At 73.3% G+C, this 11,641-nt stretch carries 10 protein-coding genes and 1 pseudogene; 6 read left to right on the top strand and 5 right to left on the bottom strand.

Annotation, left to right across the window (positions count from 1 at the left end):
• Positions 1-56: 56 nt before the first annotated feature.
• Positions 57-980, top strand: coding sequence for a serine protease (locus tag AB0910_RS14780; protein WP_366744975.1), 924 nt, complete (start codon positions 57-59; stop codon positions 978-980).
• A 76-nt stretch (positions 981-1,056) separates the two neighbouring features.
• Here AB0910_RS14780 and AB0910_RS14775 read toward each other — a convergent pair whose 3' ends face one another.
• A complete protein-coding gene (locus tag AB0910_RS14775) occupies positions 1,057-1,299 on the bottom strand; it encodes a hypothetical protein (protein ID WP_366744974.1) in 243 nt (80 codons plus the stop codon).
• Between the two features lie 287 nt (positions 1,300-1,586).
• Here AB0910_RS14775 and AB0910_RS14770 point away from each other — a divergent pair, with 287 nt between their 5' ends.
• Complete coding sequence (locus tag AB0910_RS14770; RefSeq protein WP_366744973.1) at positions 1,587-2,999, top strand: sensor domain-containing protein; 1,413 nt, start codon at positions 1,587-1,589, stop codon at positions 2,997-2,999.
• A 91-nt stretch (positions 3,000-3,090) separates the two neighbouring features.
• Entirely contained in the window at positions 3,091-3,750 is a 660-nt protein-coding gene (locus AB0910_RS14765) for a response regulator transcription factor (RefSeq protein ID WP_366745081.1), read from the top strand.
• Positions 3,751-4,122: 372 nt separating this feature from the next.
• On the opposite strand, the gene AB0910_RS14760 is transcribed toward AB0910_RS14765, so the two are convergent.
• Positions 4,123-4,608 (bottom strand): MarR family transcriptional regulator, encoded by a 486-nt coding sequence (locus tag AB0910_RS14760; protein WP_366744972.1) that lies wholly within the window; start codon positions 4,606-4,608, stop codon positions 4,123-4,125.
• A gap of 156 nt (positions 4,609-4,764) precedes the next feature.
• On the opposite strand from AB0910_RS14760, the gene AB0910_RS14755 reads away from it, so the two are divergent.
• Positions 4,765-5,916: an NAD(P)/FAD-dependent oxidoreductase gene (locus tag AB0910_RS14755; RefSeq protein ID WP_366744971.1), complete on the top strand. Its 1,152-nt coding sequence runs from the start codon at positions 4,765-4,767 to the stop codon at positions 5,914-5,916.
• Between the two features lie 205 nt (positions 5,917-6,121).
• Here the strand turns inward: AB0910_RS14755 and AB0910_RS14750 are convergent.
• Positions 6,122-6,331: pseudogene (locus AB0910_RS14750) on the bottom strand (IS5/IS1182 family transposase); the annotation flags it as partial.
• A gap of 129 nt (positions 6,332-6,460) precedes the next feature.
• Here AB0910_RS14750 and AB0910_RS14745 point away from each other — a divergent pair.
• Together AB0910_RS14745 and AB0910_RS14740 are read left to right on the top strand one after the other, a co-directional pair.
• Positions 6,461-7,405, top strand: coding sequence for a type II CAAX endopeptidase family protein (locus AB0910_RS14745; RefSeq protein WP_366744970.1), 945 nt, complete (start codon positions 6,461-6,463; stop codon positions 7,403-7,405).
• A gap of 82 nt (positions 7,406-7,487) precedes the next feature.
• Positions 7,488-8,513: a DUF2786 domain-containing protein gene (locus AB0910_RS14740; protein WP_366744969.1), complete on the top strand. Its 1,026-nt coding sequence runs from the start codon at positions 7,488-7,490 to the stop codon at positions 8,511-8,513.
• 47 nt (positions 8,514-8,560) lie between these two features.
• Here AB0910_RS14740 and AB0910_RS14735 read toward each other — a convergent pair whose 3' ends face one another.
• A complete protein-coding gene (locus AB0910_RS14735; RefSeq protein WP_366744968.1) occupies positions 8,561-10,234 on the bottom strand; it encodes an esterase-like activity of phytase family protein in 1,674 nt (557 codons plus the stop codon).
• A gap of 159 nt (positions 10,235-10,393) precedes the next feature.
• Positions 10,394-11,590, bottom strand: coding sequence for an FAD-dependent monooxygenase (locus tag AB0910_RS14730; RefSeq protein WP_366744967.1), 1,197 nt, complete (start codon positions 11,588-11,590; stop codon positions 10,394-10,396).
• Positions 11,591-11,641 lie beyond the last annotated feature (51 nt).

Raw genomic sequence — 11,641 nt, 5'->3', positions numbered from 1 at the left:
GTTCTCCACCCCCGGCGCCGGTCGGTTCGCGGACCGACCCGAGAGGATCGACCCCCATGCGCAAGCCTCTCCTGCTCACCCTCACCACACTCGCCCTCGGCGCTGCCGCCCTGGCCGGCACCACGGGCACGGCGTCCGCCCTCCCGACGGCGCCCGCCGCAGCGGGCCAGCCGGCCCATGCCCCCGCCGCCGCGCCGGCCACCGCCCGCCAGGCGGCCGCGACCGCGACGGAACCCGCCGCCCCCAGAGCGACCTCCTTCGCCGGTACCGTCGCGCTCAGCAACTGCTCCGGCTCCCTGATCCGCCTGCCCGACTCCCGGCCCACGGACCCCGGCCTCGTCCTCACCAACGGCCACTGCATCGAGTCGGGCTTCCCCAGCGCGGGCGAGGTCATCACCGACCAGGCGTCCACCCGCAGCTTCACGCTCCTCAACGCCTCGGCCGGCACGGCCGGCACGCTCAAGGCCAACAAGGTCGTCTACTCGACGATGACCGACACCGACGTCACGATCTACCAACTCACCCAGAACTACAGCCAGATACAGAAGTCCACCGGCATCGCCCCGCTCACCCTCTCCGCGAGCCACCCGGTGCAGGGCCATGCGATCGACGTCGTCTCCGGCTTCTGGAAGCAGGTCTACTCCTGCTCGATCGACGGCTTCGCCTACCGCGTCAAGGAAGACCAGTGGGCCTGGAAGGACTCGGTGCGCTACACCCCCGAGTGCCAGGTCATCGGCGGCACTTCGGGCTCCCCGGTCGTCGACACCACCACCGGCCAGGTCACGGCCGTCAACAACACCACCAACGAGAGCGGCGAACGCTGCACCCTCGACAACCCCTGCGAGGTCGACAAGCAGGGCGCCGTCACCATCCACAAGGGCACCGGCTACGCCGAGGAGACCTACACCATCCCCGCCTGCTTCACCACGGGCAACAAGCTCGACCTCGCGGCCTCCGCCTGCACCCTCCCCAAGCCGTAACACCGCACCCGCCGCACAAAGGCCCCGTACGGACACCCCCGCACAGGGCCTTTGTGCGTCCCGGCACAGCGGCTCGTCACCGCCGCCGCCGCAGTGCGCGGGTGACCAGGGCGCTCGCGCCCGCGAGGCTGATCAGGCCGCAGACCAGGTGGGTGGCGGTGTGGGGGCCGCCGTACGAGGCGATCGCGTTGGTCGCGACGCTGACGACGACCACGGTCCACAGCAGGACGCGGAGGACCGCGTCGCGCGTGACGGGCCCGGTAGGGGCGTCCGCGGTGTGCGCGGTGGTGTCCAGCGGGCGGGAGCCGGTGTGCGCCATGGTGGTTCCTCCTGGGGATCGCCGGTGGGTGCTGCCTGTGGTCACGACGCTAGGCGCGGGCGCAGGGCCCGGACGATCCCGTGCGCTCCCGGGTGCGAGGTACAGCAGGCTGTACTTCTCGCCGCCGGAGGGGCCGCGGGAGGGGCCGCGGCCCTAGGGTTGTCGAAGGGCCCGGGCGGACCGGACCGGACCGGACCGGAGCAGACCGGGGCAGAGCCGGCCGGTGATGCGGGCTCCGGAAGGACAGACGCAGGCTCCGGCCGGGCGCGAAGGGGCGAGGGAGGCCGATGGCGGTGTGGCAGAGGACCCGTGACGTGGCGGACCCGGCGGCCGCGCTCGCACCGTCCGCCCCCGGTGCGACGGCGGCGGGAGCGAGCGACGGCCCGCACGCGCCGCACGACTCGCGCGCCCCCGTCGCCCCGCACGCCTCCATCGCCCCGCACGCCCCCGAGACGTCCGTCGGCACCGGGCTTGGGGAGGCGGCCGGCCGCACCCTGCGCGCCTCGGGCAACGCCACCGGCCGACTCGCGGGCGGATTCACGACCGCGGCGAGCGCCCTCGCCCTGCTGGCCGTGCTCGCGGTGACGGCCGCCACCGCGGTGGCCGGGGTCGGGCTGCTCATGGCGCCGCTCGCGCTGCGCGCCCTGCACGCGCTGGCCCGGCGGGAGCGCGAACGGCTCGGCCGTACGGGCGCCGAGGTCATCGCCCCCGAGCCGCCGCCCACCCGGCCGCGGGCCGCGCTCGCGGACCCCACCACCCGGCGGGAGCTGCGCTGGCTGTGCCGGCACGCCACGGTGGGGCTGCTGCTCGGCCTCGTCGGTGTGTGGCTGCCGATCCTCGCCGTGCGCGACACGGCTTTCCCGCTCTACTGGCGGTTCATGCCGCAGAACGCCTCGGCCACCTCCCTCGGCTTCGGCACGGCGCACTCCTGGCCCGACGCCCTCGCTGTGGCCCTGCTCGGCGTGGGCTGGATCATCCTCGTCCTGGGCCTCACGCCCGGCATGGCGAGGCTCCAGGAACGCCCGGGGCGGCGCCTGCTCGCGGCCGGGCCCGACGTCGATCTCTCCCTGCGCGTCGCGGAGTTGACCGCCACCAGGGCAGCGGCCCTGGACGCGCACGCCGTCGAGCTGCGCCGCATCGAACGCGCACTGCACGACGGCACCCAGAACCGGCTGGTGTCGGTCAGTGTGCTGCTCGGCGCCGCGCGGCGGCAGGTGGCGCGCGACCCGTCACGCGCCGACGAGATCCTCGAACGCGCCCAGGCCGCCGCCGAGCAGGCGCTCGCCGAGCTGCGCGGGGTCTCCCGCAGCATCCTGCCGCCCGTGCTCGACGACCGGGGTCTCGCGGGCGCCCTCTCGGGGCTCGCCGCCCACTGCGCGGTGCCCTGCGCCCTCGATGTCGACGCGCCGCGCCGCTGTGCCGCCGCCGTCGAGGCGACCGTCTACTTCGCGGCCGCCGAGGCGTTGACGAACATCGCCAAACACAGCGGCGCCGCCCACGCGGCCGTCGCGGTCCGCGTGCGCGACGGGCGGTTGCACCTCGCCGTCACCGACGACGGGCGGGGCGGCGCCGAGGAAGCGGGCGGCTCGGGACTCGCCGGCATCCGCCGCAGGGTCGCGGCCCTTGACGGTACGCTCCGACTCGCCAGCCCGCCCGGCGGCCCGACAACGCTCGAAGTGGACCTCCCCTGTGGAACGTGACCTGCGGACGGAACCCGCCCCGCGTACGGAAAGCACGCCGCCCGCCCCGCGCACGGAACCCGCCCCGCAGAGCGAAGACACACCACCCGCCCTGCGCATCGTCATCGCCGAGGACGACCCCCTGCTGCGCGAGGGCCTCGCGCTGCTGCTGCGCGCGGAGTCCCTCGACGTGGTGGCCACCACCGGCACCGCGGACGGCGTGCTCGACGCCATCGACACCCACGCCCCCGACATCGCCGTGCTCGACGTGCGCATGCCGCCGACGCACACCGACGAGGGCATCCGGGCCGCCGTGGAGGCCAGGCGCCGCAGCCCGGGGCTCGCCGTCCTCGTGCTGTCCGCGTATGTCGAGCAGAGCTTCGCGACGGAGCTGCTCACCGGCGGCGTCGGCGGCATCGGCTACCTGCTCAAGGAACGGGTGGGCCGCGTCGAGGAGTTCCTCGACGCGCTGCACCGGGTCGCTGCGGGCGGCACCGCCATCGACCCGGAGGTCGTGGCGCAGCTGTTGACCCGCTCCCGCGAGGACACCAGGCTGGAGCGGCTCAGCCCCCGCGAGCGCGACGTACTCGCCCTGATGGCCGAGGGGTTGGGCAACAGGGCCATCGCGGAACGGCTGTTCGTCACCGACGGCGCCGTCCACAAGCACATCCGCAGCATCTTCGCCAAGCTGGACCTCGCCCCGGCCGACCGGGTGGACCGCCGGGTGGCCGCGGTCCTCCACTGCCTCCAGGACGCCAGACGGCGCGGCTAGGCCGTGTTCCGGAACCGGGGTCCGTGTCTCGCCTCGTGCCGTGATGACGATGATCTCGATGCGGAGCGAGGGGATCTTTCCGATGGCCGATGGAGGAAGCTGCAACTGACCTCCGAACCGAGGGCTTCGAGGTCTGCGGCCGGGACGCTGCCCGCCTCTTCCCTATCGTGCATCACCACTTCGACCTGCTGGGCAGGCAATTCTTCTCGTTTCCGGAGCCGCGTGGCGCCATGCGTCCCCCGCACGGAACGCGAGGCGCGTGAGCAGGTGGCGAGGCAGCCGGGCGCCTGCGGCAGGGCTGGGGCGCGGACACATGGCCCGTAGTCCGCGGGACGTGCCGCGGGCCCCGCTACGCTCGGCCGGCCCCGGCGGTCAGTCCTTCGGGGCCGACTCGCAGTCGCGGAGGTAGGTCTCCATGGCGGTGCGGAGATTGTCGGCGGCGCGGGTGATGAGGGTGAGCTGTTCCGCGGTGAACTCACCCAGCGCCTGACCGAGCTGCAGATGCAGCGGTTCGAAGAAAGCGTCGGCAGCGGCGTGGATCGTCGTGGTCGAGCGCAGGGTCACGAGCCGCCGGTCGGAGCCCTCCCGTGCTCGCTCGACATGCCCTGCTTTCTCCAGGCGTCCGAGAAGGATCGAGGTCGCACCCGGCGAGAGGCCCACGCGTTCGGCGAGGCGCGCCGGTGTCAGCGGCCGGCCGCGCTCTTCCGCCTCGATGATCAGCACGATGGCGTCGGCGTCGGTGGTGTGCAACCGCGCGCTGCGGGCGAAGGCCCGTGCCAGTTCCTTCTGGGTGGCGGTGAAGGCCGTGAGGCTTCCCAGTACCTGCTCGTACTCATCACCCGGCTGAGCTTCTGACATGACCCGCCTTTCACCGCCCCCGGTACCTTACGGCACCCCCGTGTAGTTATGTGGCACAATAATTATGCAACATAAGGACTGAGGCGGGGCCAACCGAGTCACCGACTCACCCGGACCAGCAGTCGCCCGAGGCCAAGAACTCAAGGAGCCATCACAGTGAACGGATCGATCACCATAGCCGGAGCCGGACTGGCCGGACTCGCCCTCGCCCGCGTCCTGCACGTCAACGGCATCACCTCGACCGTCTACGAGGCGGAGGCGTCTCCCAGCGGACGCACCCAGGGCGGCCAGCTCGACATCCACGACGTCAACGGCCAGGTCGCCCTCCAGCAGTGCCAGCTCATGGACGAGTTCCGCTCGATCGTCAACATGGGCGCCGAGGCGATGCGATTCCTCAGCCCCGAAGGAGAACTCGTCGGCGAGATCCCTGACGACGGGGAACTGAGCAACCCCGAGGTCCTGCGCGGCGAACTGCGCAGGATCCTGATCGAGTCGCTGCCCCACGGTACGATCCAGTGGGGCCACAAAATCGCCTCGGTCACCCCCGGAGACGGCCACCGATCGCACGTGATCAACTTCGCCGACGGCTCCTCAGTGTCAACCGAGGTGCTGATCGGCGCCGACGGGGCCTGGTCGCGGGTCCGGGGCGCCCTCAACGGGGCCATGCCCGAGTACCTGGGAACCCTGTGGGTCGAAACGTTCCTCCACGACGTCGGCACGAACCACCCCCAGAGCGCCGCACTGGTCGGCAACGGCGCGATGCTGGCGATGAAGCCCGGCCGGGGAATCTTCGGACACCGCGAGGCGAACGACGTGATCCACACCTACGTCGTACTGAAGAAGCCACTTGAGTGGATGCAGTCGGTCGACTTCTCTGACCGCGAGCGCGCGCTGGCGCTCGTCGCCGAGCAACTGGGGCAGGGCTGGGCACCTGAGATGCTCGAACTGGTCACCCGAGGCGAGACCACGCCGGTCGCACGCCCCATCTGGGGACTGCCGCTGGAACACACCTGGGACCGCGTCCCGGGCATCATGCTCATCGGCGACGCCGCCCACCTCACCCCGCCCGACGGCGACGGCGCGAACTGGGCCCTCTACGACGGCGCCCAGCTCGCACAGGCCATCGCCACCACACCGGCCGACATCGACACGGCGTTCGACACCTTCGCCGAGCAGATGCTGCCCCGCAGCGCCGCGTCCTCGACCGAGGGCTACCAGTCCTTCGAGCAGACGTTCGGCTACAACGCACCCGCGAACCTGCGCGACATGATGAACCGCACCAAGACCTACGGTCACCAGCACCAGTGAGCACCCGGTATCTGCCCACCGCATCGTGAATCACCCGCCCTCGCCGCGCCCGGCGGGGGCATCTCACTGCCCACAGACCGTCCAGCGGCATCCCGGCAGGCCATGAGAAGCCAACACCGCCACCGAGCCGCGCATATGGTCGAAACACCTCACCTCACCTCACCTTCACGATCCGAAACCAGAACAGTTCCTGAATGCCGCACCCGACCGCGTGCCGGGCCTGGTAGTCCTCACGGTCGAAAGCCGGAGGCCGTCCACCGACCGTGCCCCGGCGCCTGCGGTGGCCGGCCTGGTCGGCAGGTTCCGGAGTCGTGCAGCGGATTCCGCGCCGACGCGGGTGGGCACGGTTCGCGCGTGACGAGTACGCCGTGTCGCCACGGACCCGCACCGGACGGACTCGTGACCGGCCCAGGCCCAGGGGCGGCCGCCAGGACCGGGTACAGCAGGCTGTACCCCGAGGTGGGGCGTGCGCGGCAATGATCTCCTGAGGCCGCGCTGGTGTGCTGGGGGCATCACATCAGCCCCCGTCCGAAAGGACCCCGCGGTGAGCATCCACCCGCCCGCAGGCATCGAAACCCACCCGCTGGACACACCGGGGAAGCCGGCGCAGGGGCGCTCCGCCGGACTGCGAGGAGCCCTCCGGCGTACGCCTCTGACCTGGTTCTTCGTGCTGACGTACGGGCTCAGCTGGCTCGCCTGGACGCCGTACGTGCTGTCGGAGAACGGCCTCGGCGTCTGGCACTTCTCGTTCCCCGTCATCGGCGGCAGCACCCAGCTGCTCGGTGTGCTGCCCGGCGCCTACCTCGGCCCGATCACCTCGGCGCTCCTGGTGACCGGTGGGACCGAGGGCCGCGCCGGACTGCGGGTCTGGCGACGCAGGATGACCAACTTCCGTGCGGGCGTGGGCTGGTACGCCCTCGTCCTGCTCGCGGTGCCCGCCGTGCTGACGGCCGCGTCCGCCGGCCTCACCGGCCGCGCCCCGCTGGCGCCCTCCGTGACCGTGCTTGCGGCCTATCTGCCGAGCCTGCTGCTCCAGATGGTCACCACGGGCCTCGCGGAGGAGCCGGGCTGGCGGGAGTTCGCGATGCCGCGCATGCAGCGCCGGTACAGCCCGGCGAAGGCGAGCCTGGTCGTGGGCGCCCTGTGGGGCGTCTGGCACCTGCCGCTCTTCCTGACCGAGTGGGGCGGCCGGCCGCACGTCGATGCGACGAGGCCGCTGGAGTTCGTCGCCACCACGATCGCCTTCAGCTACGTCATGACGTGGGTGTTCAACCGCTCCGGCGAGAGCATGCCGCTGGTCATGCTGCTGCACACGGGAGTCAACAACTTCTTCTCCCTGGCGGGCCCGCAGATGTTCCCCTCCCTCTCGCTCTCCGCGACCACGCACGCCTTCCTGATCGCCTCTGTGGCGGCGGCCCTGGTCCTGCTGCTCGCCACCCGCGGCAGGCTCGGCAAGCCCGCGCCCGCGCCCGCACTCGCCGGTCCGTGACCGGGCCCGCGGCCGTACCCGCCGGTCCGTGACCGGCCCCGCGCGGCGCGCCCCCTCGGTACCGCGGCGGGACAATGGCCGGGTGAACGACTTCGAGCGGGCGTACCGGAAGACCCTCGGCGCGGACACCGGGGAGGCCGAGACGGACACGGCCGCCTCGGTGCTCGCCGCGCTGGGCGAGAGGTGGGCGGCGGCCGCCGAGGAGACAGCGGGCCGCGTCGTGCGGGAGTGCGAGAGCCGCGGCTGGGCCCCCGCCGACCTGGTGCGGGTGGCGGGCCGCGAGCTCACCGCGCGCCACCACCGCCTCGCCGCCGCGCTCGCGGACGGCGTGGGCGCCGCGGACTTCGCGGGCGCCGAGCGGCTCGACCGGTTCAGCGCGGCCACCGCGGTCGTCGAACTCCTGCGGCTGTACGGCAGGTTGCCCCGTATCCCGGCCGTCGTCCCACCGGCTGCCGCACCGGCGGGGGAGGCGGGCAAGGTGCTCGGCCGGGTACGGGCCCTGCTGGCGAAGGCCGAGTCGACGGGCTTCCCCGAGGAGGCCGAGGCACTGACGGCCAAGGCGCAGCAGCTGATGGCGCGGTACCAGGTCGACGCGGCACTGCTGCGCCCCGACGGCGCGGGTACGGGCGACGGCCCCGGCTTCCGCAGGATCGGTGTCGACCGCCCGTACGAGGACGCCAAGGCGCTGCTCCTTGACGCGGTCGCCGCCGCCAACCGCTGCGAGGCGGTGTGGTCGGCCGACTTCGGCTTCTCCACGGTCGTCGGCCACGAGAGCGACCTGGAGGCCGTCGAACTCCTCTACACCTCGCTGCTCGTGCAGGCCGACCTGGCCCTGACCCGCGGCCCGTCGAGGCGCCGCGACTACCGGCTGTCGTTCCTGATCGCCTACGCCTCCCGGATCCGCCGGCGCCTCGCCACCGCGGCGGAGGACGAGGTGGCCGCCCGGCGGGAGAGCCCGGGCCTGCTGCCCGCGCTCGCCGCCCGCGACCTGGCGGTCCGCACCGCCACCCGCCGCCTCTTCCCGCACACCACCTCGGCCCGCCTCAAGGGCCGCGACGCCGAGGGGTGGCGCGAGGGCGAGTCGGCCGCCGACGACGCCCGGCTGTGACGCGGCAACGGCCAGCCCCCGCGCCGGGGCGCGCACACCCCCGCAGGTCACCGCACGTGCACGGTGACCTTCACCGTCTTCAGCACCGCGGGCAGCCTGGCGGTGTCGACCTTGAGGATCTCGCCGTTGTCGGTCTGCCCCGTCGACGGCAGTGTCTTCTGGTGGACGGTCCACTTCCCGTCGGGGTCGACGGCGATGGTGTCGATGCCGAAGTCGTCGTCGTTGGACAGGTACAGCGTTCTGCCCGCGTCCGCCGTCGCCACGCCCTCGACCTTGTCGTGCGGGAAGAACCCGCCGGTCGGGTCGAGTTGGCTGACCAGCGAGCCGACGTCGAGGTACGGCTGCTTCTGCGCGACCTGGACGCCCGCGCCCGTGAGGGCCGCGAGCGCCTTGTCGGTGCCGTCCTCGCCCACCAGCGCCTCGGGCGACGTGCCGTCAATCTTCAGGCCGCTGACGTCCGTCGCGCCGTTGGTGTCGACCTCGTACAGCGTCTTCTTCGCGAACGGCTCGAAGCCGCCGTCCCGTTCGTCCACCAGGAACCTCGTCGCCGACAGCGCGGTGATCTCGCTGTTCGCGTCGCCCGTCGACGCCGGGTCGTCCAGCAGGTACAGGTACTGCTTGGTGCGGTACGTGCGCAGGTCGACGGTGACGATCCGGGTCGCCGCCACCTTGCTCGCCTTGGTGCTGCCGAGGTCGGGCATCTGGAGCGCCGACTGCATGACACCGACCAGCGTCTTCCCGTCCGGTGTGACCGTGAGGCCCTCCATGCCCTTGTTCTTCACCCGGTGGGCGAGCTCCGCCGGCAGGTGGCCCACGACCGTGTGGTGCGCGTTGTCCGCGCTGTCGCGGTACGGGGTGAGCCGGCCGATCTCGTACCCGCGCGCGTCGAAGTGCGTGATGTAGGGGCCGTACTCGTCCGACACCCAGAACGTGCCGTCGGGCAGCGCGACGAGGCCCTCGGAGTCGTAGCCGTCCGGGTCGGGGGCGACCGGCACGGGCGCGCCGCCGTGCGCGTTCGTCGCGGCGACGTCGTCGATCACCTCGTCCGTGTCGTGCGGCGGCCGCCCGCTGTACGGCGTGCCGCCGAGCCGCTTCGGACCCTTCAGCGTGACCTTCCCCACCAGTTCCGCCTTGCCGCCGACGAGCTTGAACTCGCCTATCTCCGGCGTGAATCCGGGCACCATCTCGGACTTGTTGCCGTCGGGCGCGTCGGCGTTCGGGCCGCGGTCGGTGAGCCCGTAGAAGCGGCCGGGCCTGCCGGGCACGGGCGCGAGCGACGAGCCGAAGCCCTCGCCGGACAGCTGCGTGGTGGTGCCGCCGGGCCCCGCGACCGTGCCGAGCGGCGGCAGCGGCTTCCCGTTCGATGCGGCGTCCTTGAAGAGCCGCACCGCGTCGGTCGCCGTGTACGTGAAGGTGTCCGTGCCGTGGAAGCCCGGCTTCGGCGTGTAGGTGAACGTACCGTCGGCGCCGACGTCCGCCGTGCCGTGCGAGGGCGCGGTGTGCCGCACGACGGCGGTCGCACCGGTGTCGTTGCGCAGTACGTCGCCGGTCACCCTGCCGTGGCCCGCGTACGAGTCGGCCGCCGCGCGGAAGTCGTGCGACGGCGCGGAGAGCCAGCCGGCGGCCTGCGCGCCCGCGGTACCCGCGCCCACCGCGGCGAGCGAGGCGGCGACCGCCACGGCGATCCGGACACGCTTACGAGAAAGGGGTCTTGAAGCCATGCCCCCGAACCTGTCGCCCCCCGGTGAACACCACCCCACCCCCCGGTGAACACCACCCCCGAAAACCCCGAATCCCCGCACCCCGCGGCCCTCGTGGCGGCGCGCCCCGGTCCCGGGGGCGCCCCTGACCAGCACGGCACCCCTCGCGCGAGGGGCCGGCTAGCCGCGCTCCTCCCAGATCCCCGTGTCCCAGTCCAGGAGCCGGGCCAGGGCGTCGTCGCCGGGGCGGGCGGGTGGCGGGGTGGCCCGGTCGCGCCGGGGGCCGGGGGGCGTGGCCCCGGGAGCCGGCGGGGGGCCGCCGCGGGACGCCTGGCCGCTCGCGGTGATGTTGTGCTCGGCGCGTGGCCGGCGCAGCGCCTCGTAGAGCTCCAGCGCGCGGTCCGGGTCCGGCGCGTCCCGCAGGGACTTGGCGAGGACGACGGCGTCCTCAAGCGCCATCGAGGCGCCCTGCCCGGTCGCCGGGGACGCGGCGTGCGCGGCGTCGCCGACGAGCAGCGCCCGGCCCGCGCGCCAGGCCATGCCGAGCGGCATCTCCGTGGAGTTGGTGACCATGATGCGGCCGCCGGTGGCGGCGACGAGGCCGGCGGCCGGTGTCGCGTCCGCCCGCAGCAGCGGCACGAGCAGCTCGCGCCACCGCTCAGGCGTGCCCTCCGCCACCTCGCCGGCGGTCAGCGGCTCCCCGCCCACCCGGGCGAACCAGTACGCCTCCCCGCCGGGCGACACCGCGTACCCGAAGGCGGCCGCGCTGCCGCGCACCATCGTGATGCACCCCGGGTCGCCCGCAGGGGCCGTGCCCGCCGGGGCGTACCCGTAGAACACCTTCTGCCCCGCGTAGCCGGGCTCGGCGCCCGGCGCGATCACGCGCCGCACCGTGGAGCGCAGCCCGTCGGCGCCGACGAGCAGGTCGCAGGTGGCGACGGCACCGTCGGCGAACCGCGCGGTGACACCGCCGTCCGCGCCCTCCTCGAACGACACCAGCCGCGCGCCGCGCCGTACGGGGATGCCCCTGCGCACCACCTCGGACTGGAGCGCCGCATTCAGCTCGCCGCGCCGCAGACACCTGAACCGCAGCAGCGGATCACCGGCCTCGCCGAGTGGCCGGTGCGCCAACTCCGCGCCGGAGGCGTCCAGTACGCGCATCGTGGTGAGCGGGAAGCCGATCCGGGCCACCGCTTCGGACGCGTCGACCTGCGCCAGCGCCCGCATGCCGTTGCTCGCGAGCGTGAGGAAGGCCCCGATGTCCTCGGCCCCGTCCTCGTACGCCTCGTACAACTCCACACCGAACCCGGCCTTGTGCAGCGCAAGCGCGGCCCCCGCACCCGCGATCCCGCCCCCGACGACAACGATCCGCCGCACCACCGCACCCACCCGTCCCCGCTCGACCCGACACCACCGCACCACCATCCC

Origin of the sequence: Streptomyces sp. NPDC047002, assembly GCF_040704505.1 — a bacterium.
GTDB lineage: Bacteria > Actinomycetota > Actinomycetes > Streptomycetales > Streptomycetaceae > Streptomyces.
Note: the sequence above shows the minus strand (reverse complement) of the source record. Positions and strands in the feature narration are given on the sequence as shown.